Source organism: Streptomyces sp. NPDC104367 (assembly GCF_055583825.1).
In genome coordinates this window covers 15706-37724 of record NZ_JBVJND010000024.1, presented here as the reverse complement: position 1 = coordinate 37724, position 22019 = coordinate 15706, and the positions used below count along the sequence as shown (strand labels likewise).

19 protein-coding genes are annotated in these 22019 nt (G+C 73.4%); 5 read left to right on the top strand and 14 right to left on the bottom strand.

All coding sequences use genetic code 11. The features are described from left to right. Positions 1–224 precede the first annotated feature (224 nt). Complete coding sequence (locus tag ACZ619_RS30930) at positions 225–1295, top strand: phosphotransferase (protein WP_469605844.1); 1071 nt, start codon at positions 225–227, stop codon at positions 1293–1295. Positions 1296–1445: 150 nt separating this feature from the next. On the opposite strand, the gene ACZ619_RS30925 is transcribed toward ACZ619_RS30930, so the two are convergent. Continuing rightward, positions 1446–3026 (bottom strand): protein kinase domain-containing protein, encoded by a 1581-nt coding sequence (locus ACZ619_RS30925; RefSeq protein ID WP_469605841.1) that lies wholly within the window; start codon positions 3024–3026, stop codon positions 1446–1448. Positions 3027–3343: 317 nt separating this feature from the next. Between ACZ619_RS30925 and ACZ619_RS30920 the strand changes: the two genes are divergently transcribed. After that, positions 3344–4987 carry a Stk1 family PASTA domain-containing Ser/Thr kinase gene (locus tag ACZ619_RS30920; RefSeq protein ID WP_469605838.1) on the top strand — a complete coding sequence of 548 codons (1644 nt, stop codon included), beginning with the start codon at positions 3344–3346 and terminating at the stop codon, positions 4985–4987. A gap of 146 nt (positions 4988–5133) precedes the next feature. On the opposite strand, the gene ACZ619_RS30915 is transcribed toward ACZ619_RS30920, so the two are convergent. Next, complete coding sequence (locus ACZ619_RS30915; RefSeq protein ID WP_469605835.1) at positions 5134–5673, bottom strand: bacterial proteasome activator family protein; 540 nt, start codon at positions 5671–5673, stop codon at positions 5134–5136. 188 nt (positions 5674–5861) lie between these two features. Between ACZ619_RS30915 and ACZ619_RS30910 the strand changes: the two genes are divergently transcribed. Then, a complete protein-coding gene (locus ACZ619_RS30910) occupies positions 5862–6392 on the top strand; it encodes a hypothetical protein (RefSeq protein WP_469605833.1) in 531 nt (176 codons plus the stop codon). Positions 6393–6440: 48 nt separating this feature from the next. Here the strand turns inward: ACZ619_RS30910 and ACZ619_RS30905 are convergent, their stop codons facing one another. The 7 genes from ACZ619_RS30905 to pdhA form a co-directional block, all read right to left on the bottom strand. After that, positions 6441–7421, bottom strand: coding sequence for an NAD(P)H-quinone oxidoreductase (locus ACZ619_RS30905; protein WP_469605830.1), 981 nt, complete (start codon positions 7419–7421; stop codon positions 6441–6443). Between the two features lie 63 nt (positions 7422–7484). After that, positions 7485–8582 (bottom strand): potassium channel family protein, encoded by a 1098-nt coding sequence (locus tag ACZ619_RS30900; RefSeq protein ID WP_469605827.1) that lies wholly within the window; start codon positions 8580–8582, stop codon positions 7485–7487. Further along, entirely contained in the window at positions 8579–9982 is a 1404-nt protein-coding gene (locus ACZ619_RS30895) for a molybdopterin molybdotransferase MoeA (protein WP_469605824.1), read from the bottom strand. The genes ACZ619_RS30900 and ACZ619_RS30895 overlap by 4 nt, the downstream gene beginning before the upstream one ends. Next, the gene (locus ACZ619_RS30890) at positions 9979–10884 is read right to left on the bottom strand and encodes an NTP transferase domain-containing protein (protein ID WP_469605822.1); all 906 of its coding nucleotides are present in this window, start codon (positions 10882–10884) and stop codon (positions 9979–9981) included. The genes ACZ619_RS30895 and ACZ619_RS30890 overlap by 4 nt, the downstream gene beginning before the upstream one ends. A gap of 86 nt (positions 10885–10970) precedes the next feature. Continuing rightward, positions 10971–12404: a dihydrolipoamide acetyltransferase family protein gene (locus tag ACZ619_RS30885; protein ID WP_469605819.1), complete on the bottom strand. Its 1434-nt coding sequence runs from the start codon at positions 12402–12404 to the stop codon at positions 10971–10973. Further along, positions 12404–13408 (bottom strand): alpha-ketoacid dehydrogenase subunit beta, encoded by a 1005-nt coding sequence (locus ACZ619_RS30880; RefSeq protein ID WP_469605817.1) that lies wholly within the window; start codon positions 13406–13408, stop codon positions 12404–12406. The genes ACZ619_RS30885 and ACZ619_RS30880 overlap by 1 nt, the downstream gene beginning before the upstream one ends. After that, positions 13405–14541 carry a pyruvate dehydrogenase (acetyl-transferring) E1 component subunit alpha gene (gene pdhA / locus ACZ619_RS30875; RefSeq protein WP_469605814.1) on the bottom strand — a complete coding sequence of 379 codons (1137 nt, stop codon included), beginning with the start codon at positions 14539–14541 and terminating at the stop codon, positions 13405–13407. The genes ACZ619_RS30880 and pdhA overlap by 4 nt, the downstream gene beginning before the upstream one ends. A gap of 172 nt (positions 14542–14713) precedes the next feature. On the opposite strand from pdhA, the gene ACZ619_RS30870 reads away from it, so the two are divergent. Continuing rightward, positions 14714–15217: an Lrp/AsnC family transcriptional regulator gene (locus ACZ619_RS30870; protein WP_469605812.1), complete on the top strand. Its 504-nt coding sequence runs from the start codon at positions 14714–14716 to the stop codon at positions 15215–15217. Between the two features lie 2 nt (positions 15218–15219). On the opposite strand, the gene ACZ619_RS30865 is transcribed toward ACZ619_RS30870, so the two are convergent. Then, positions 15220–15807, bottom strand: coding sequence for a TetR/AcrR family transcriptional regulator (locus ACZ619_RS30865; protein WP_469605809.1), 588 nt, complete (start codon positions 15805–15807; stop codon positions 15220–15222). Then, a complete protein-coding gene (locus tag ACZ619_RS30860) occupies positions 15804–17318 on the bottom strand; it encodes a 3-hydroxyacyl-CoA dehydrogenase (protein WP_469605806.1) in 1515 nt (504 codons plus the stop codon). The genes ACZ619_RS30865 and ACZ619_RS30860 overlap by 4 nt, the downstream gene beginning before the upstream one ends. A gap of 148 nt (positions 17319–17466) precedes the next feature. Here ACZ619_RS30860 and paaN point away from each other — a divergent pair, with 148 nt between their 5' ends. Next, on the top strand, positions 17467–19158 hold the full coding sequence (gene paaN / locus ACZ619_RS30855; RefSeq protein WP_469605803.1) for a phenylacetic acid degradation protein PaaN: 1692 nt from the start codon (positions 17467–17469) through the stop codon (positions 19156–19158). A 16-nt stretch (positions 19159–19174) separates the two neighbouring features. On the opposite strand, the gene ACZ619_RS30850 is transcribed toward paaN, so the two are convergent. From ACZ619_RS30850 to ACZ619_RS30840, 3 genes are read right to left on the bottom strand one after another with little or no spacing between them, the layout of a single operon-like run. After that, positions 19175–19909, bottom strand: a complete 735-nt coding sequence (locus tag ACZ619_RS30850; protein ID WP_469605800.1) for a TrmH family RNA methyltransferase — start codon at positions 19907–19909, stop codon at positions 19175–19177. Then, positions 19906–21117, bottom strand: a complete 1212-nt coding sequence (locus ACZ619_RS30845) for an HTTM domain-containing protein (protein ID WP_469605798.1) — start codon at positions 21115–21117, stop codon at positions 19906–19908. Before ACZ619_RS30845 ends, ACZ619_RS30850 begins: the two co-directional genes overlap by 4 nt. After that, positions 21114–21998 carry a DUF5819 family protein gene (locus ACZ619_RS30840; RefSeq protein ID WP_469605795.1) on the bottom strand — a complete coding sequence of 295 codons (885 nt, stop codon included), beginning with the start codon at positions 21996–21998 and terminating at the stop codon, positions 21114–21116. The genes ACZ619_RS30845 and ACZ619_RS30840 overlap by 4 nt, the downstream gene beginning before the upstream one ends. Between the last annotated feature and the right edge of the window lie 21 nt (positions 21999–22019).

The following is a 22019-nucleotide window of genomic DNA, read 5'->3' as shown; positions in this document are numbered from 1 at the left end:
TCCAAGTATTTTTTGCTTGGGTTTCCTAGTATTTCGACGCTGGCCCAAAGGTCGCTGGTCACAGCCTTGCAGGAGGCCGGAGCAACGGCACGTTATCCCGCCGGACCGGACAACGGGAAGACTTCGCGTCCGGACTGGCGTCACACCCGGGTCGGTCACGGTCCACCGCGTGACCGAAAGCGACCAACAGCGACTGTCTGCGACGATCCCCAGCTCACAGGGGCATGGGGTGCCCTAGCATCTGGCGCGTGCCGCCCTTATGTGTACCACCCCCCGTGCCCCACGCGCCCCCGTTGGAGCCCTTGCTCCGGCTGTACTCCGCCGGTACCGCGCTCGCCTGCGAGCCCGTCGAACAGGGCCTGCTCAACCGCGGCTACCGCCTCTGCACCACCCGCGGCCGCTACTTCCTCAAGCACCACTCCGATCCGGACACCGCCGACCCGGCCGCCATCGAGCGCCGGAACCAGGCCACCGAGCGGCTGGCCGCGCTGGGCGTCCCGGTCGTCCCGCCGCTCGCCCACCGCGAGGGCCGTACGGTCGCCGTGGTCGGCGGCCACGCCTACGCGCTGCACCCCTGGATCGACGGCCGGCACCGGAACGGCGGCCAGCTCACGCGCGGCGAGTGCGCGCGGCTCGGCGCGATCCTGGGCGCCGTACACGCCTGCCTGGAGCAGGTGATGCCGCCCAAGGGCCGTACCCGCCCGGCCACGAGCCCCCACCCCGTAAAGAGCGCGGACCCGGCCGACACCTTCGCGCTCATCGACGACCTGCTCGCCCAGGTGCGGCGGCACCGGCCCGCCGACGCCTTCGACGAACTCGCCCGCCACCGGCTGCTGGAGCGCCGCGCGCTGCTGGAGCAGCACGCCGGCCGGCGCCCGCCGCGCGGTGGCTCGGTCGGCTGGGTGCACGGCGACTTCCACCCCTTCAACCTGCTCTACAAGGACGACGACGCGCCCGCCGCGATCGTCGACTGGGACCGGCTCGGTGTGCAGCCCCGCGCGGAGGAGGCGGTGCGCGCCGCGGCGATCTTCTTCGTCCGCCCGGCGGGCGCGCTCGACCTGCGGAAGGTGCGGGCGTACGCGCGCGCGTACCGGCGCGCGGCCGGCGCCACGCCCTCGGAGCTGGCCGCGGCCGTGCACCGCGTGTGGTGGGAGCGGCTGAACGACTTCTGGATGCTGCGCTGGCACTACGAGCGCGGCGACACCCGCGCGGACCCGCAGTTCCCGGCCGCCTCGGCCCTCGCCGTGTGGTGGACCAGGGAGTACGACGCGGTGTGCGACGCGTTCACGGCCTGACGTCCGACGGCCCGGCCCTCCCCGCACGGCCTGCCCGGCAGGACCGTCCCCGCACGGCGACGGCGCCCTTCGTCCGCCGAAGGGCGCCGTCGTCGTCGGGTCGGGGGGCGCGCCGGCTCAGCCGATGAAGGGCGTCGCCGAATGTGTCCTTCAACCGCCGCCCACGCCGGTGCCGGCGATCGTGCCGCCGTCGTCGCCGGTGCCGCCGTCCGTGCCGGTCGTGTCGGAGGGCTGGGTCTCCGGGGAACTGGCGGTGTCGGTCGGCTCCGAGGAGGTCGTCGTGTCGCTCGGCTCGCTGCTCGGCTCGCTGCTCTGCGTCTGGGACTGGGTGTACGACGGGGTCTGGGACGGCGTGTACCCGTTGTTGTTGCCGGTGCCCGAGCCGCTGTTGTCGGTCTCCGTGTCCGTGGCCGTGTCGCTCGCCTCGTCGGACGGGCTCGCGCTGGCGCTCTCGTCCTCGGTGGTCTGCGAGGTGGTCGGCGACTGCGTGCTGCCCGCGCCGCCGTCGCCGCCCCCGCTGCCGTTCAGCGCCAGGGCGACGCCCGCCGCGACGGCGATCACCGCGAGGACGGCCAGGATCCACAGCTTGCCGCGGCCGCTGCCCTGGTTGCCGTGTCCCTCGAAGCCGCCGTCGTCGCCGTTGCCGTAGCCCTGGGGCAGGATCGGCTGCGGGATCTGGGTGGTCCCGGCGGCCGCCTGGTGCGGCATCACGGTCGTCCCGGCGAAGCCGCCGGGCGGGGTGTGCCGGGCGTCGTGCACGGTGACCGGGCCGGTGTTCCAGGTGCCGGTGTGGGCGCCCTGGTCGTACAGCATCTGCAGGCCGTACTGGACCAGGCCGCGCATCTCCTCGGCGGTCTGGAAGCGGTCGTCGGGTTCCTTGGCGAGCGAGCGCATGACCAGGCCGTCCAGCTCCGGCGGGGCGGTGGCCTCGGAGCTCTGGGACGGCGGCACCGGGATGTCCTGGACGTGCTGGTAGACCACCGACAGCGGGGTCTCGCCGATGAACGGGGGCCGCAGCGCGAGGAGTTCGTACAGCAGGCAGCCGGTGGCGTAGAGGTCGGAGCGGTGGTCGACGGCCTTGCCGAGGGCCTGCTCCGGGGAGAGGTACTGGGGCGTGCCCATGACCATGCCGGTCTGCGTCATCGTCGTGGACGCGCCGTGCAGGGCGCGGGCGATGCCGAAGTCCATCACCTTGACGGAACCGGTCTGCGTGATGATCACGTTGGCCGGTTTGATGTCCCGGTGCACGATGCCGTGCTGGTGCGAGTAGGCCAGCGCGTCCAGTACCCCGGAGACGATGATCAGGGCCTGCTCGGGGCCCGGCGCCTCCGAGCTGATCAGCAGGTCGCGGATGGTGTGGCCCTCGACCAGCTCCATCACGATGTACGGCACCGACTGGCCGCCGACGACGTCCTCGCCGGAGTCGTAGACGGCGACGATCGCGTGGTGGTTGAGCCCGGCGACCGACTGTGCCTCGCGGGTGAAGCGGGCCTTGGAGGTCGGGTCCTCGGCGAGGTCGGCGCGCAGCAGCTTGACGGCCACCGTCCGGCCCAGCCGTACGTCCTCGGCCGCGAACACCTCGGCCATACCGCCCCGCCCGAGCCGATGGGTCAGCCGGTACCGGCCGTCGCCGACCAGGCCCTGGTTGCCCCACATCTCCGGCGCGTCTGACATACCGCCGCCAGTCGCCTCGGGGTCGGACGGGCCCTGGGCGCTGTGCGTCTGTGCCATCGGTCCTCGCCGTCGTTTCTGCCCGCGGTGCGCGCGGTGTTGTCACGGTCTCCGTCGGCCACGCTACAGCCTCGGGGCAACCCTCAGGTCCGGGTTCCGGCCGGTGGACGGACCGGCCATGAAACCCGTACCACGCACCGTCGTGCAAATTCTGTGTACCGGGCGTACGGCCGCTGTAACGCTTCCGCGACTCTTCCTTCGCGTACGGTCACGGAACGGGCACCGCGCTTGACGTGTCAGTGCCCTGGGGCAGACTTGGCCGGGAATGAGACATTCGATCAACAAGGGTGCCTGAGTACCCAGCGGGGGCGGGGAAAATGAGCCAGGACGGCACACAGGGCCGTTACGCGGGGCGGGCTCTTGCGGGCGGCCGCTATCAGTTGCGCGACCTGCTCGGCGAGGGCGGCATGGCCTCCGTGCACCTGGCCTACGACGCCGTCCTCGACCGCCAGGTCGCGATCAAGACCCTGCACACCGAACTCGGCCGGGAACAGGCCTTCCGCGAGCGTTTCCGCCGCGAGGCCCAGGCAGTGGCCAAGCTCACCCACACCAACATCGTCTCCGTCTTCGACACCGGCGAGGACGAGCTGGACGGCTCGACGATGCCGTACATCGTCATGGAGTACATCGAGGGACGTCCGCTCGGCTCCGTGCTGGAGGCGGACATACGTCAGCACGGCGCGATGCCCGCCGACAAGGCGCTGAAGATCACCGCCGACGTGCTGGCCGCGCTGGAGATCAGCCACGAGATGGGCCTGGTCCACCGCGACATCAAGCCGGGCAACGTGATGATGACCAAGCGCGCGGTCGTCAAGGTGATGGACTTCGGCATCGCCCGCGCCATGCAGTCCGGGGTCACCTCGATGACCCAGACCGGCATGGTCGTCGGCACCCCGCAGTACCTCTCCCCGGAGCAGGCGCTGGGCCGGGGCGTGGACGCCCGCTCCGACCTGTACTCGGTCGGCATCATGCTGTTCCAGCTGGTCACCGGCCGGCTGCCGTTCGACGCGGACTCCCCGCTGGCGATCGCCTACGCGCACGTCCAGGAGGAGCCGGTCGCGGCCTCCTCGATCAACCGCGCGCTGCCGCCGGCCGTGGACGCGCTGATCGCCCGCGCCCTGAAGAAGAACCCGAACGAGCGCTTCCCGACCGCCGAGTCCATGCGCGACGAGTGCCTGCGGGTGGCCGCCTCCCTGCAGCCGGCCGCGCCCAGCATCGTGCCCGGCGTCCCGCAGCCGCAGAGCGGCTCCGGCGTCGGTTCCGCCGTGTTCCCGCCGGTCGGCCAGGCCACCCCGGCGCCCACCGGCCCGGTGCAGACGCCCTACCAGCCGGCGCCGAACCCGTACGGGACCCCGGCGCCCGGCCCGGCCGGCGCACCGGCCTACGGCTATCCGCAGCAGGCGGCCTACCAGACCCCGGCCGGGTACGCCCAGCCGGGCGCGTCGACCCCGCCGCCGTACAGCCTCACGCCCCAGACCGCGATCTCCGGCTCCGGCGGCGGTGGCGGCAAGGGGAACCGGCCGGTGGTCATCGGGGCGGTCGTGGTGTCGCTGGTCGCGGTGGTCGGGTTGATCGCCGTACTGGCGCTGAACGGCGGCGGGACGGGCAGCACCGGGGGAACCGGTGGCAGCAGCGCGAGCGCGTCGGCCTCGCACGCGTCGGGCTACCGCGGGCCGGACACCTCGAAGACCATCGAGAAGACCGAGTGCACCGAGCCGCAGGAGTCGTACGACGACCCGGACAAGATCCAGGTGCCGAACTTCAAGTTCAAGTACATCAAGTCGGTCAAGGAGTGCTTCCAGGCCGCCGGCTGGCAGATGAAGATCACTTACGTGGACGAGAACACCTACGGCGACGGCACGATCATGGACCAGTTCCCGTCCTCCGGCACGGACGTCGACCCCGAGGACATGCCGACCATCGAGCTCAAGGTGTCCACGGGCAACCCGGCGACCGGCTGAGCCGCGCCGCGGGCCCACGGCCCGCAGCGGACCCGCGCACATAGGAAGGGCCCGGCGCTCGATGCGCCGGGCCCTTCGCCGTCTCGGTGGTTCCGCGGATCGGGGTCTGTCCTCCGGCGACCCGGGGTCCGCCGGGGACCGGGGTACTAGAGGTACGGCCCGCCGGAGCGACCGGCCGGGCCCTGCTCCTCGCCCTCGTGGCCGACGCCCGGCGGCAGCGCGCGCCGCATCTGCTCCAACTGGGCGCGGGCGGCCATCTGCTGGGCGAACAGGGTCGTCTGGATCCCGTGGAAGAGGCCCTCCAGCCAGCCCACCAGCTGGGCCTGCGCGATGCGCAGTTCCGCGTCGGACGGCGTCGAGTTCTCGGTGAACGGCAGCGAGAGCCGCTCCAGCTCCTCCACCAGCTCCGGCGCCAGCCCGTCCTCCAGCTCCTTCACGGAGCTGGCGTGGATCTCCTTGAGCCGGACCCGGCTGGCCTCGTCGAGAGGAGCGGCGCGCACCTCCTCCAGGAGCTGCTTGATCATGCTGCCGATCCGCATGACCTTGGCGGGCTGTTCCACCATCTCCGTCACCGGGATCTCGCGGGAGTCCTCGTCCCCGTTGCCGCCGCCGAGCGCCATCCCGTCCTGGCCCACGACCAGGATCTGGGGGTTCTCGGGCGACCTTTCGTTCCTCGGCATCTCCATGCCGTCATTCTCTCGCACCCGTACACCTCACCACCGTGGCGCCCCCCGTTGGGACGGATCCACCGTTCCGGGCCGGGCGCGGGCCGGGCCCGACCCTCCATCGGCCGAACAGGAAATGCCGGGTTCGCGGGCGAATGTGAAGCTGGTGACCGTCGGCTCCGACGACTGTGTTCCAGGAGGTCACCGACGTGACTCCAAGGCCGCGACCCACCCCCGGCGGTGTACGGCTCGCGCTCGTTCGTCTGCTGCTCGTCCTCGCGGCGGCCCTGCTGCCGCACGGCACGGCGGCCGCCTACGACCCCGAGCCCCTGCCCTCGGACTCCGCCAGCGCCTCGGCCACCCCCGAGCCGTCCCGGGCCGGGACCCTGGCCGGCGAGGGCCGGGTGCGGCCGGGGCGGCCCCAGGGGCCGGCCGTCCGGGTCGAGGGGGACGACGAGGACGAGGACGAAACCGAGGGGACGGCGGCGCCCACGAGCGAGCCGGAGCAGGCCGGCGCCGAGACCCCGGCCGCCGGCTCCGCGCAGCCGGCCCAGGACACCGGACCGGACCCCACGGCACCCCAGCCCCAGCCCGACCCCGCGCACCAGGCCCTGGCCCCCGACGGCGAGGACGGCGCCTCCGGGTCCGTGCCGCACATCCTTCCGCTGGGCAGCGGCCTCGTCCTGATCGGCCTCGGCCTCGGCCTCGCCTTCGTCGCCCTGCGCGTGCGAAGGGACTGAGCGCCCTGCGAGGACGTGATCCGCGCCGACTCCGCGGGGCGTGATTCGCTAAGGGGCGACCAGCAGGACCTTGCCGATGTGCTCGCTCGCCTCCACCAGGCGGTGTGCCCGCGCGGCCCCCGCCATCGGCAGCTCCCGGTCGACGACCGGGCGGACGTGGCCCTGGGCGATCAGCGGCCACACGTGCTCCCGTACCGCCGCGACGATCGCCGTCTTCTCGGCGAGCGGACGGGCGCGCAGCGAGGTCGCGCTGATCGCGGCGCGCTTGCCGAGCATCGCGCCGATGTTCAACTCGCCCTTGACACCGCCCTGGAGGCCGATGATCGCGAGCCGGCCGTTGACGGCGAGCGCCGTCACGTTCCGGTCCAGGTACTTGGCGCCCATGTTGTCGAGGATGACGTCGGCACCCGCGCCGCCGGTGGCCTCCCGCACCTCGGCGACGAAGTCCTGCTCGCGGTAGTTGACGAGGATCTCCGCGCCCAGCCCGGCGCAGAAGTCCAGCTTCTCCTTCGTCCCCGCGGTGACCGCGACCCTGGCGCCGACCGCCTTGCCCAGCTGGACCGCCATGGTGCCGATGCCGCTGGAGCCGCCGTGCACCAGCAGCGTCTCGCCCGGCCGCAGGTGGGAGATCATGAAGACGTTCGACCAGACCGTGCAGGCCACCTCGGGCAGCGCGGCCGCCTGCTTCAGGTCCACGCCCTCGGGCACCGGCAGCAGCTGCCCGGCCGGGACGGCGACCTTCTGCGCGTAGCCGCCGCCCGCGAGCAGCGCGCACACCTCGTCGCCGACCGACCAGCCGGAGACTCCGGGGCCGAGCGCGGCGATCCGCCCCGCGCACTCCAGACCGGGGTACACGGACGCGCCCGGCGGCGGGTCGTAGAAGCCCTGCCGTTGCATGATGTCGGCGCGGTTGACGGCGCTGGCCACCACCTCGACCAGCACCTCGCCCTCGCCGGGCACGGGATCGGGGACCTCGTCCCACACCAGCGCCTCGGGCCCACCAGGTTCGGGAATCGTGATCGCATGCATGGACGCGACGCTACTCCCCGGCCCGGCGGACCCGGACGGCGACGGTACCGGCCGCTCGCCCGGTCAGGCGCGCGGCATCGGCCGGATGTCCGGCGCGACCTGGTTGCCCGGGGAGGCCCGCACGATGGTGATCAGACGGTCGGTCGGCTCGATGGTCCCGACGCCCGGATCGTCGTAGCCGAGCACCCGGTGCCCGCGGACGACGCTGACCACCAGGTCGGCCGTCTCGCGCGGGCTCTTGCCGACCTCGGCCTTGACCGCCGGGCGCTCCACCAGGTCGAGGCCGCTGCCCTGCTGGATGAGGTCCTCCATGACCATGCCGGCGGCGGGGCTGAGCACGGAGAGGCCGAGCAGCCGGCCGGCCGCGCTGGCGCTGGTGATGACGGCGTCGGCGCCGGACTGCTTGAGCAGCGGCGCGTTCTCCTCCTCGCGGACCGCGGCCACGATCTTCGCGCCCCTGTTGATCTGGCGGGCCGTCAGGGTGACCAGGACGGCGGTGTCGTCGCGCTGGGTCGCGATGATGATCTGCCGGGCCCGGTGCACCTCGGCCCGCCTGAGCACATCGCTGCGGGTGGCGTCCCCGACGACCCCGGCGTATCCCTCGGCGGTGGCCGCCTCGACCGCCTTGGAGCTGGGGTCGACGACCACGACCTGCTCCTTCTTCAGGCCGGTCGCACAGACGGTCTGGACGGCCGACCGCCCCTTCGTGCCGAACCCGACGACGACGGTGTGCTCGCGCAAGGTGGACCTCCAGCGGTTCAGGCGCCATTCCTCCCGGGTGCGTTCGGTGAGGACTTCGAGCGTGGTGCCGACCAGGATGATCAGGAACAGCACGCGCAGCGGCGTGATGACGAAGATGTTGGTGAGCCGGGCGCCGTCGCTCACCGGGGTGATGTCGCCGTAGCCGGTGGTGGAGAGGGTGACGGTCGCGTAGTAGAAGGCGTCGAGGAGGTCGACGGAGCCGTCCGAGGTGTCGTTGTAGCCTTCGTGGTCGGCGTAGACGATCAGCGCGGTGGCGACCAGCACCAGCAGGGCCAGCGAGAGCCGCTTGGCGACCTGCCGGATCGGACGCTCCACCACCTTCCTCGGCAGTTCCACCCGATGGGTCACCAGGTGTTCGTCCGCCTGGCGGGCTATGGCGTCGTGGCCCGGAAGTTTCACGTGAAACACACCCCGATACCCGCGGTGGCCCACGGAAGGTCCAGTAGTTCCGTCTCCTCGCCCTGGCGCACCCCGCCCGGCGGCACGACCGCGAGCGCGTCCGCGGCGGCGACACCCCGGAGCATCGCGGGGCCGTTGTAGTGCAGCGGCACGGCGGTAGCGCCGCGCAGGACCACCGGCACGAGCCGGGTGTCGTACGGGTGCCCGTGCGTCGTCTCCGTCAGCGGCAGGGTGTACGGCTCGGGGGCCGGGCGGGCGGCGAGGGTGCGCAGCAGGGGTTCGGCGAGGGTGAGCAGTCCGGAGACGGCGGCGAGGGGGTTGCCCGGGAGCCCGACGAGGTGCTGGTCCGGCTTGGTGCGGGCCAGCAGCATGGGGTGGCCCGGACGCACCTTCACTCCGTCGACGAGGAGTTCGGCGCCGATCCGCTCCAGAGTGGGGTGGACGTGGTCGACCGGGCCGGACGCGGTGCCGCCCGTGGTGACGACGAGCTCGGCCGTCGACGCGGTGATCGCCTTGCGCAGGGCCTTGGCGTCGTCCCCGAGCCGGCGTACGGCGGTCACCTCGGCGCCGAGCGCGCGCAGCCACGGCGGGAGCATCGGGCCGAGCGCGTCCCGGATCAGCCCGTCGCGCGGGAGCCCCGCGGTGAGCAACTCGTCTCCCAGGACCAGGACTTCGGTGCGGGGCCGGGGGACGGCGGTGACGGTGTCGTATCCGGCGGCGGCGGCGAGCCCGAGCACGGCCGGGGTGACCAGGGTGCCGACGGGCAGCAACTGGTCGCCGGTACGGCACTCCTGGCCGCGCGGACGGATGTCCTGGCCGTGGACCGTCTCACGGGTGGGGTGCAGCCGGCCCTGGGCGTCGGTACGGCCGTGCTCGCTGCGCAGTACCGCGGTGGCGTCCGCGGGGACCCGGGCACCGGTGGCGATCCGGACCGCCTCGCCGTCGGTGAGCGGCCGGGGCTGGGTGTGCCCGGCCAGCACGCCCTCGTCGCGGACGTCCCAGGGGCCGGGGCCCGCCACCGCCCAGCCGTCCATCGCGGAGGTGTCGAAGGAGGGCAGGTCGGTCAGGGCGTCCAGCGGGGCGGCGAGGGTCAGGCCCAGGGCGTCGGCCAGTGGCACGGAGGCGAGGGTCCGGCGGGCGCCGGTCCGTACGGCACGGGCGGCGATCTCGCGGGCCTGGGGCCAGGGGGTGGCGCGGTGGCGGTGCGCCGACGGGGCGCCGTGCGCGTGCTCGCCGTGGGAGGCGGCGGGGGCCGCCCCTCCTCGGGTCTCCCGGGAGTCCCCGGGCTCTCTGGGCTCTCTGGGCTCTCTGGGCTCTCTGGGCTCTCTCACGAGGGCGAGTGCCTCCTCGACGTCGAGATCGTCCTCGGTGTCGCCTGCCCGGATACCGGGGGCGCTCACCGGCCGGGCCCGGGGTCGGGACTGTCGGAGGCCGGCTTCTCCGCGGCCGGCTGCCCGGCGCCCGCCTCTTCCTCCCAGCGCAGGGCCAGCGCGGCGGCCTTGCGGGCGGCCTCGGCGACCGCCTCGGGGCCGCCCTCCGCCCGCGCGGCCGCGTAGCCGACGAGGAAGGTGGTCAGCGGGGCGGCGGGGCGGGCCACGCCGTGCGCGGCGTCCCGGGCCAGGTCGAGCAGGACGCCGGTGTCGACGTCCAGGTCGATGCCCAGCTCGTCCTTGACTGCGGAGATCCATTCATCCAACACGTGCCCATGCTCCCTGATGCGTGCCCTGGCGTCGGCGATGTCGTCCCAGGTGTCGCAGTCGAAGGACGCGAGGGGGTCCGGGACGCGGGTGAGGTTCAGTGCGGCGGTGAGCCGCCGCAGGGGGAGGCCGGTGAGGCCGTGACCGCCTTCGGCGAGGGCCGACAGGGCGCGGCGCAGCGGCTCCGTGCGGTAGGCCGCGACGAGGGGCTGGTCCCGGCCGTCGGCGTCGGTGAGCAGTGCGGCGTCGGCGCCGGAGGTGTGCAGAGCCGACAACAGCCTTCGCACGGTGGCCGCTTCGAGGAACGGCAGGTCCGCGGAGAGGACGACGGCGCAGGCGGCGCCGGTGTGGCGCAGCCCGGCGTCGAGGGCGGCGACCGGGCCACCGCCCGGGGGGTCCTCGCGGGTCCAGTGGACCGGGCGGGAGGTGGGGCGGGGGGCTGCCACGACGACGGTCCGCCGGGCGTCCGCGCAGGCCGCGAGGACGCGGTCCAGGAGGGGCCGGCCGCCTACCCGCACGGAGGGTTTGTCGGCCCCGCCGAGGCGCCGGGCGGCGCCGCCGGCCAACACGATCGCGTCGTGGGGCGGTGGGTCGGTGGCGGTCACCTTTCGAGTATGGGGGGCTTTCCGATCACGGGGAACACAGGGGGGCGGGGTGCGCCCGGGCGGCCTCCCCCGCCGGGGTGGAGCGGTTAGAGCGTGCGGAGCAGGACCGCCGGGTTCTCCACGCAGTCGGCCACGTGGCGCAGGAAGCCGCCCGCCGTGCCGCCGTCGCAGACCCGGTGGTCGAAGGTCAGCGACAGCTGGACCACCTGCCGGACCGCCAGCTCTCCTTCGTGCACCCACGGTTTGGGGACTATGCGGCCCACTCCCAGCATCGCCGCCTCGGGGTGGTTGAGGATCGGGGTGGAGCCGTCGACGCCGAAGACGCCGTAGTTGTTCAACGTGAAGGTGCCGCCGGTGAGTTCCGCCGGGGTGAGGGTGCCGGTGCGGGCCGCCTCGGTCAGCCGGGCGAACTCGGCCGTGAGCGACTCGGCGTCGCGGGTGTGGGCGTCGCGGACGACGGGGACGACCAGGCCGCGCTCGGTCTGGGCGGCGAAGCCCAGGTGGACGTGGTCGAGACGGACGATCTCGCGGGCCTCCACGTCGACGTAGGAGTTCAGCTCGGGGTGGCGGGCGAGAGCCGCCGTGCAGATCCGGGCCAGGAGGGCGAGCAGGGAGATCCTCGGGCCCGCCGCCGCGTTCATGGCGGTGCGGGCGCGCATCAGCTCGGTCGCGTCGGCGTCCACCCAGCAGGTGGCGTCCGGGATCTCCCGGCGACTGCGGGAGAGCTTGTCGGCGACCGCGCCCCGGATGCCCTTGAGCGGGGTGCGGGTGCCCGCGGTCGCGGGCTGCGCGGTCGCGGGCTGCGCGGTCGCGGGCTGCGCGGTCGCGGGCTGCGCGGTCGCGGGCTGCGCGGTCGCGGGCTGCGCGGCCGCGGAGGTCGCGCGGGCCGCGCCGGCGCGCAGGGCGTCCTCGACATCGGCGCGGAGGATGAGCCCCTCGGGGCCCGAGCCCTCCAGCCGGCGCAGGTCCAGGCCGTTGTCGCGGGCGAGTCGGCGGACCAGCGGGGAGATCACCGGGACGGGGCCCTCGGCGAGGAACTGCGGTGCGGGCACACGCGCGTGGGGCGCCGCTTCCGTGACCGCGGTGCGCGGGGCCCGTTCGGGGGCGGCGGCCCGGCCGGTTGCGCCGTCGGCCGGGGCGGCGGCCCGGCCGGTTGTGCCGTCGGCCCGATCCGGGGCGGTGGCGCGGACCCGTGGGCGGCGGGCCGGCGGTGTCCCCGTGCCGTAGCCCACCAGGACGTTGCCGGAGCCCTCGGGCTCGGGGAGCGCGGCCGGTTCGCCGACGGCGACCGTGAGCAGCGGTGCGCCGACCGGCAGTTCGGCGCCCTCCTCGCCGAAGCGGGCGGTGACCACGCCGCCGTAGGGGCAGGGCACCTCGACCATCGCCTTGGCCGTCTCGACCTCGACGACCGGCTGGTCGATCGCGACGACCTCGCCGACCTGGACCAGCCAGGTGACGATCACCGCCTCGGTGAGCCCCTCCCCGAGGTCGGGCAGTTTGAACTCCAGCACCTGTGCCATCAGCCCTCGGCCTCCCACTGCAGACGCGCCACCGCGTCCAGGATGCGGTCGACGCCGGGCAGGTGGTGGCGCTCCAGCATCGGCGGCGGATAGGGGATGTCGAACCCGGCCACGCGCAGCACCGGCGCCTCCAGGTGGTGGAAGCAGCGCTCCGTGACCCGGGCCGCGATCTCCCCGCCCGGTCCGCCGAACCCGCCCGACTCGTGGACGACGACCGCTCGCCCGGTGCGCCGTACCGACGCGCAGACCGTCTCGTCGTCGAACGGCACCAGGGAGCGCAGGTCGACGACTTCGAGGTCCCAGCCCTCCGCCTGGGCGGCCTCGGCGGCTTCGAGGCAGACCGGTACGGACGGGCCGTAGGTGATGAGCGTGGCACCGCGCCCGGTCCGGCGCACCGCCGCGCGGCCGATCGGTTCGACGTCCGCCGGGTGCTCGGGGTTCCAGGTGTCCTTGGACCAGTACAGGCGCTTGGGTTCTAGGAAGACCACCGGGTCGTCGGAGGCGATGGCCGCACGCAGCAGGCCGTAGGCGTCGGCGACGGTGGCGGGGGTGACGACGTGCAGGCCGGGGGTGGCCATGTAGTAGGCCTCGGAGGAGTCGCTGTGGTGCTCGACGCCGCCGATGCCGCCGCCGTAGGGGACGCGGACGGTGATCGGCAGGGGCATCCGGCCGCGGGTGCGGTTGCGCATCCGGGAGACGTGGCTGACGAGCTGCTCGAAGGCGGGGTAGGCGAAGGCGTCGAACTGCATCTCGACGACCGGGCGCAGTCCGTACATGGCCATGCCGACGGCGGTGCCGAGGATGCCGGCCTCGGCGAGGGGGGTGTCGGTGCAGCGGGTCTCGCCGAACTCCGCGGTGAGACCTTCGGTGACCCGGAAGACCCCGCCGAGGGTGCCGACGTCCTCGCCCAGGACGTGCACGGCGGGGTCGGCGGTCATCGCGTCGCGCAGGGCGCGCGTGAGGGCCTGCGCCATGGTGGCGGGCTTGACGGCGACGGTCGTCATCGGTCGCCGCCTTCCCGCTCGGCGTCCAGCTCGGCCCGCAGCAGGGCGCGCTGTTCACGCAGTTGGGGGGTGGGCTCGGCGTAGACCTGGTCGAAGAGGTGCATGGGGTCGAGCCCGGGGTCGCGGTTCATGCGCTCGCGCAGGTCGGCGGCCATGGTCTCGGCGTCCTCGCGCGCGCGGCGGACGGTCTCCTCGTCGAGCAGCCCGCGGTCGGTCAGCTCGCGCTCCAGCAGCAGGATCGGGTCGTGGTCGCGCCAGGCCGCTACCTCGGCGTCGCCGCGGTAGCGGGTGGCGTCGTCGGCGTTGGTGTGGGCGTCGACCCGGTAGGTGACCGCCTCGACGAGGGTGGGGCCGCCGCCCTCGCGCGCGTGCCGCACGGCGTCGCCCAGGACCTCGTGCACGGCGACCGCGTCGTTGCCGTCGACCAGGCGGCCCGGCATGCCGTACCCGACGGCCTTGTGGGCCAGGGAGGGGGCGGCGGTCTGCTTGGCGAGCGGGACGGAGATGGCGAAGCCGTTGTTCTGGACCAGGAAGACGACCGGGGCCTGCCAGACGGCGGCGAAGTTCAGGGCCTCGTGGAAGTCGCCCTCGCTGGTGCCGCCGTCGCCGACCATGGCGAGCGCGACCACGTCGTCGCCCTTGAGGCGGGCCGCGTGGGCGAGGCCGACGGCGTGCGGGAGCTGGGTGGCGAGCGGGGTGCAGAGCGGGGCCACCCGGTGGGCGTAGGGGTCGTAGCCGGTGTGCCGGTCGCCGCGCAGCAGGCTGAGCGCCTCGACGGGGTCCACGCCCCGGGCGACGACGGCGAGGGTGTCGCGGTAGCTGGGGAAGAGCCAGTCCCGCTCCTGGAGGGCGAGCGCGGCGGCGACCTCGCAGGCCTCCTGGCCGGTGCTGGAGGGGTAGACGGCGAGGCGGCCCTGTTTGGTGAGGGCGGTGGCCTGCGCGTTGTAGCGGCGGCCGCGCACGAGCCGGGTGTAGAGCCCGCGCAGCAGTTCCGGGTCGGCCTCGGCGGCCGCCGGCGTTCCCAGGACGCGGTACGGGCGCTCGTCGGGCAGCAGCGGCGCGGGGTCCGTCCGGGGCTGCCAGGCGGGCGGCGGCGACGGACGGTACGCGCCGCGCTGCTCCATGACCGTCATGACGGCACCTCCTCGTGGGGGTACGGGAGACGGATCGGGCTGTGACCCGTCTCACCTACCGATTGTTCGGTCGTTGGCACATTTTGGCTACAGGCGGCATGAGGCTGTGGACAAACGGTTCTCCACAACCTGGAATGAACGCAGTACGTCCATGGCAGGAAGGCGGGGGGACATGGCTCCTGAACAAATGGCCGAGGGCCCGCGGGACCGCGGCACGCTGCCGCCCGCGCGCCCGCTGGACGTCATCGATCAGGACATCCTGCAGATCCTCCAGGCGGACGGCCGCGCGTCGATACGGTCCGTCGCCGAACGCGTCCACGTGTCGCGCGCCAACGCCTACGCCCGTATCAACCGGCTCGTCGAGGACGGCGTGATCCGCGGTTTCGGCGCCCGCGTGGACCACGAGCGGGCGGGCCAGGGCACCTCCGCCTACATCACGCTGAAGATCGTCCAGAACTCCTGGCGCACGGTCCGCGAGCAGCTGCGCCAGCTGCCCGGCGCCTCGCACATCGCCCTGGTGGGCGGCGACTTCGACGTGCTGCTCCTGGTGCACACCCCCGACAACAAGGCGCTGCGCGAGCTGGTGCTGACCCGGCTCCAGGCCATCCCCGAGGTGCTGAGCACCCGCACGCTGCTGGTGTTCGAGGAGGAGGACCTGGATCCGGACGGCAGCTGACGTCAGTGCGCGCGCAGGCCGGAGAAGACCAGCCGCACCACCGCGTCGGAGACCTCGCGCTCGCTCGCGCCGCGCCCGTCCGGGCGGTACCACTCGACGATCGAGTTGACCATGCCGAAGACCAGCCGGGTCGCCAGCCGCACCTCGACGTCCGCCCTTATGTCCCCCTCGGCGGCCGCCGCCCTCAGCAGCTCGGCCACCCGGTGGTCGAAGTCCCGGCGCCGCTCCAGCGCCCAGCGCTCGGTGCCGGTGTTGCCCCGCACCCGCAGCAGCAGCGTCACGTAGGGCAGTTCCGAGAGCAGCACCTCGACCATGCGCCGTACGACGTACTCCAGGCGGTCGGCGGCGGCCCCCACGCGCGCGTGCTCCTCGTCGAGGATCCCGAACAGACCGTCCAGCGCCCTGCTGACCGCGCGGCGCAGCAGCTCCTCCTTGCCGGCGACGTGGTGGTAGATCGACGACTTGGAGATGCCGGCCGCCTTGGAGAGGTGCTCCATGGAGGTGCCGTCGTAACCGCGCTCGTTGAAGACCTGGACGGCCACCGAGAGCAGCGTCTCGGGCGTGTAGGTGTCGCGCTTGGCGGTGGTCACGAGGCGCCCTCCCGCTTCTCGGTGGCGTAGGCGTGGCGGTAGAGCGCGAGGGAGGGCGCGTAACGGCCGCTCGGGTCGCGCAGGTGCAGGTCGTCGAGGAGGTCGTAGGCGAAGCCGCGGCCCAGGCGGCGGCTCCACTCGAAGGGGCCGAGCGGGTAGTTGACGCCCAGCCGCATCGCGGTGTCGATGTCCTCCTCGGTGGCGACGCCCTTGGCGACCGCGTCGTGGGCGAGGTCGACGATCCGGGCGACCGTGCGGGCCACGATCATGCCGGGGACGTCGCCGATGACGCTGACCTGCTTGCCGAGCGCCTGGAAGAGGCCGATCGACTCCCTCAGCGTCTGCGGCAGGGTCTCGTGGCCGGCGGACAGGGCGACGCGGGTGGCGCGGCGGTAGTCGAGCGCGAGGTCGAAGTAGACGACGTCACGGAACTCCACGGAGGTCTGGCCGTCGGCGAGGACCAGCTGGCCGCCGCTGGGCAGCACCAGGCGGGTGCCGTGGTCCTCGTCCTCCTCGCGGACCTGGATGCCCGCCTCGCGGATCATCGCGAGCAGTTCGGCCGCCGGGCCCATGCCTCCCTCGGCGACGACGTAGGCGGGCCGGTCGGCGGGCTCCGCGGTGTGCGGCTCGGCACGCTCCTCGCCGTCCTCGTAGTCGTACCAGCCCTGCCCGGTCTTGCGGCCCAGGCGGCCGGACTCGACGAGCCTGCGCTGGGCCAGGGAGGGCGTGAAGCGGACGTCCTGGAAGAACGCCTGCCACACGGAGTGGGTGACGGACTCGTTGACGTCCTGGCCGATCAGGTCGGTCAGTTCGAAGGCGCCCATGCGGAAGCCGCCGCACTCGCGCAGCACCGCGTCGATGGTGGCCGGGTCGGCGGCCTGCGCCTCGTAGACCGCGAACGCCTCGGCGTAGAAGGGCCGCGCGATGCGGTTGACGATGAAGCCGGGGGTGTCCGCGCTGGCGACCGGCGTCTTGCCCCAGGCGCGGGCGGTCTCGTACGCGCGCGTGGCCGACGTGACGTCGGTGGCGAACCCGGAGACCACCTCGACCAGCGGCATCAGCGGGGCCGGGTTGAAGAAGTGCAGGCCCACGAGGCGGGAGGCGGCGCGCAGGCCGCCTCCGACGGCCGTCACCGACAGGGAGGAGGTGTTGGTGGCGAGCAGGCAGTCCTCGCCGACGATGTCCTCCAGGGCCCGGAACAGCTCCTGCTTGGCCTCCAGCCGCTCCAGGACGGCCTCCACCACCAGGCCGCAGTCCGCGAACTCGGTGAGTTCCCCGGCGGGCAGCAGCCGCGCGCGGGCCGCGTCCCGGTCGGCGGCCGTCATCCGCCCCTTCTCGACGAGCCGGTCGAGGCGGGCGCCGATCGCCGAGGCCGCGTCCCCGGCCCGTCCCGGGACGGCGTCGTACAGCCGAACGGGATGGCCCGCGACGAGTGCGACCTGGGCGATGCCCTGGCCCATGGTGCCGGCGCCGGCGACGCCCACGGGGCTGCTGAGGTCGAGTGCTGTCATGTGCGCGATCCTCCCGCACGGGGTTTTCCACAGATGCGGCAGGCCCCCTTGTCCCGACCGATCGTTCGGTTACTCTAACTCTGTCCGGCCGTTTCCGCCCAGGTCATGAGCTCGAAGGGGAGCTCATCAGACGAGGAGTTGGTCCCGCATGACCGCCGAACTCACCGTGCACGAGCTGATCGCCAAGCACCGGCCCACGCTTGACCAGGCGCTCGAGGCGATCCGCACGCGCGCGTACTGGTCGCCGCACCCCGAGCACCCCAAGGCCTACGGCGAGCACGGCAGCCTGGACGCGGCGGCCGGCAAGGCCGCCTTCGACGCCCTCCTCGGCACCCGCCTCGACCTCGGCCAGCCCGGCACCGACGACTGGGTCGGCGGCGAGGTATCCCCCTACGGCATCGAGCTGGGCGTGACCTACCCGCACGCCGACATCGACACCCTGCTGCCCGCGATGCGCACCGGGCAGGCCGCCTGGCGCGACGCGGGCGCGGAGGCGCGGGCGGTGGTGTGCCTGGAGATCCTCAAGCGGATCAGCGACCGCACGCACGAGTTCGCGCACGCGGTCATGCACACCAGCGGCCAGGCCTTCATGATGGCGTTCCAGGCGGGCGGCCCGCACGCCCAGGACCGCGGCCTGGAGGCCGTGGCGTACGCGTACGTGGAGCAGGTCCGCACCCCCGACACCGCCGAGTGGACCAAGCCGCAGGGCAAGCGCGACCCGCTCGCCCTGACCAAGACGTTCAGGCCGGTCCCGCGCGGGACCGCCCTGGTCATCGGCTGCAACACGTTCCCGACGTGGAACGGCTACCCGGGCCTGTTCGCCTCCCTCGCCACCGGCAACGCGGTCCTCGTGAAGCCGCACCCGCGCGCGGTGCTGCCGCTCGCGCTCACCGTGCAGGTCGCCCGCCAGGTTCTCGCCGAGGCCGGCTTCGACCCGAACCTGGTGGCCCTGGCCGCGGAACGCCCCGGCGAGGGCATCGCCAAGACCCTGGCGACCCGCCCCGACATCAGGATCATCGACTACACCGGTTCCACCGCCTTCGGTGACTGGCTGGAGGCCAACGCCCGGCAGGCGCAGGTCTACACCGAGAAGGCCGGCGTCAACACCGTGCTGGTCGAGTCGACCGGCGACTACAAGGGCATGCTCTCCAACCTGGCCTTCTCGCTGTCCCTCTACAGCGGCCAGATGTGCACGACCCCGCAGAACCTGCTGATCCCCCGGGACGGCATCCGCACCGAGGAGGGCCCCCGGACCTACGACGAGGTGGTCGCCGACCTCGCCCGCGCGGTCGACGGCCTGCTCGGCGACGACGCCCGCGCGGGCGCGCTGCTCGGCGCGATCGTCAACCCCGACGTCAAGGCCCGTCTGGAGGCCGCCGCCGGTCTCGGCGAGGTCGCCCTCGCGTCCCGGGAGATCACCGACCCCGAGTTCCCGGACGCGGTCGTCCGGACGCCGGTGATCGTCAAGCTGGACGGCGCCAAGCCGGACGACGAGGCCGCGTACATGAGCGAGTGCTTCGGCCCGGTGTCCTTCGCCGTCGCCGTCGACTCGGCCGCCGACGCGGTGGAGCTGCTGCGGCGGACGGTGCGGGACAAGGGCGCGATGACCGTCGGGGCGTACACCGTGGACGCCGACGTGGAGCGCGCCGTCGAGGAGGTCTGCCTGGAAGAGGCGGCGCAGCTGTCGCTGAACCTGGTCGGCGGGGTGTACGTGAACCAGACGGCCGCGTTCTCCGACTTCCACGGCTCGGGCGGCAACCCCGCGGCCAACTCCGCGCTGTGCGACGGGGCGTTCGTGGCGAGCCGGTTCCGGGTGATCGAGGTGCGCCGGGAGGCGTAGGACCGGCCCGGGCCGCCTACAGAGCGCTCCAGTGGTACAGCGTCATCGCCACGCTCGTCGCCAGGTTGTAGCTGCTCACCTGCGGGCGCATCGGGAGCCGTAGCAGGTGGTCGGCCCTCGCCCGCAGCTGCGCCGACAACCCCGTCCGCTCCGAACCGAAGGCGAGGATCGCGTCGTCCGGGAGCTTCGTGCCCCGGATGTCCTCGCCCTCCGGATCCAGGGCGAACAGGGGGCCCGGCGGCAGCTCGGGCACCGTCAGCCGCTCCACCGCCGTGGCGAAGTGCAGACCCGCGCCGCCCCGGACGACCGTCGGATGCCAGGGGTCGAGCGTGCCGGTCGTGATGACCCCGGTCGCTCCGAAGCCCGCGGCCAGCCGGATCACCGCGCCCGCGTTGCCGAGGTTGCGGGGCTCGTCGAGGAGCACGATCGGAGCGGTGCGCGGGAGCCGGTGCAGCGCGCGGAGACGGGCCTCGCGGGGTGGTCGTACGGCCAGGGCGGCGACCCCCGTCGGATGCGGGCGCGCCACGAGCCGCGCGTACGCCTCCGGGGCCACCTCGGTCAGCAGCGCGGCCAGCGGCTCGCGGACGTCCGGGGCGAGGTCGTCCGCCAGTGCCAGTGCCGCCGTGCGGTCCGTGGTGAGCGCCACCGGCACCTCCGCACCGAAGCGCAGGGCGTGCTTGAGGGCGTGGAACCCGTCGAGCAGCACGGCGGAGCCGGCCAGCCGCGCCCAGTGGTCCAGGGGGTCGGTCATGTCCCGAAGCCTACGCGGGGCCGGTCGTCGCTCTCCGGGGAGCGGGGCGGGGGCAGCACCGGGCCGGGCCGCCGCAGGACGCGGTCACGCGCGCGTGCCGCCAGGCGGCCGAGGCGGTGCAGGAAGGACGTCGGCAGGAAAACCGAGTCCGCCGCGATCATGGCGAGCGAGAAGAACGGCAGGCCGAGGACGACCGCGATCACCGCGTGCTCGGTCATCATCGCGGCCAGCAGCACGTTCTTGGCCCGCCGGTTGAGCAGCGTGAACGGGAAGGCGACCTGGACGATGACCGTCCCGTAGGTCACCAGCGTCACCATCGTGCCGTTGGCGGACAGCAGGTCGGCGAGGGCCGGCCAGGGCGAGAAGTAGTCGAGGTGGAGCGGGTAGTAGACGGCGGTGCCGTCCTGCCAGCGGGAGCCCTGGATCTTGTACCAGCCGGCCGTGGAGTAGATCAGGCAGGCCTCGGCCATGATCACGAACAGCGCGCCGTTGTGCAGGATGTCGGCGATGACGTCCAACAGGATCCGGGGCTCGGGCGTGCGCGCCAGACGGCCCGCCGCCCACCACAGGGCGGCGCCCGCCCAGCCCGTCCACAGCAGGGCCGGTACCAGCCAGCCGCCGCCGGTGCGGCCGGTGAGGGCCGCCGCGGCCAGCAGGAGACCGGCGGCCGCCCACAGGGCGGGACCCACCCGGTCGGGGGCGACGCGCTCGCCACGCGCGCGTGCCGCGTCCGCGCGGGCCGCGCGGCGCGCGTCCAGGGACCACACCTGGCCGCAGCGCGTGAAGACCAGGTAGATGGACATCAGGTGCAGCACGTTGTCGCCGCCGTCGCCCACGAAGACGCTGCGGTTCTGCAGGGACAGCACGCCGACCATGAACAGCAGGGACATGGCGCGGGTGCGCCAGCCCACCAGCAGCAGGGCGCTGCACAGGACGGCCAGGAAGTAGAAGACCTCGAAGAAGACCCGGCTGTCGGAGGACAGCAGCAGCGTGAAGGCGTGGTTGTCGGCGGTCAGCCGCTGGGCGAGGGCGAAGCTCCAGGGTCCGTCGGGGCCGTACAGCTGCCGGCGGTGCGGGTACTCGCGCAGCAGGAACAGCAGCCAGGTGGCGGCGAAACCGATGCGGACGACGGCCGTCTGGTACGGGCCGAGCGCCGACCCGGTGACCTTGGCGATGGCGCGGGACAGGCACAGGGCGAGCCGGCTCACCGGACACCTCCGTCGGCCTCGTCGGTCCGAACCGTCCACCAGGGCAGCACGCGATAGACGGGGTTGTCGGAGACCTTCTCGTCACTCCAGTCGGGCGGGGGCACGTTGGTGGTGCTGGAGCGCACCTGGACGCGCTGGATGACGCCCTTCTCGCTGGTCGCGTCCTGCTCGTACATGCGCATCACGACGATCCGGCGCAGGTACTGCTCGGAGAGGGAGCCGCGCAGGCCGACCGGGCGGTTGTCGGTGCCGTGCGTGGTGACGAAGAAGTCCCAGGCCCGGCGCAGCTGGTTCTGCACGGTGTGGCTCGGCAGCAGGCTGCCGTCGATGGCCTGGCCGTCGCGGACCGACAGGTCGTTCCACCCGGTCGTGGCCGTCGTGCCGTCCCGCATCAGCACGTCGGCGCGCACCTGCACGGCGATGTTCTGCTGCAACGGGTTGGGGGCGAAGAGCTTCCAGTTCTGCTCGAACTCCGGGTACACCCAGTCCTCGATCGCCGTGCCGTGGTTCTTGGTCACGGTGTTCGCCGGAGCGACGCTGAGGAACACCATCCCGAGGTGCACACAGGCGGTGACCGCGACCAGGGCGAGGGCGAGGGCCGCGCCGACCTGGTAGGGGGGCGAGAGGGCGGCGACACCGGTACGGAGGGGCTCGGGGGGCCGTGACGCCGGATCCGGCGTCCCGCCGGGACCGACCGGATCCGCCGGACCGACCGGATCCCCCGGACCGCCCAGACCGACCGGACCGCCCAGACCCCCCGGATGGCCTAGACCCTCGGGATGGCCCGGACCCTCGGGACAGCCCGGATCGACCGGATGGCCCGGACCTTCGGGACCGTCCGGTCCGTGCCGGGCCTCCGAGTCCTCTTCCTGCGCGTCCATGCCCGCCCCGTTCCCCGATAC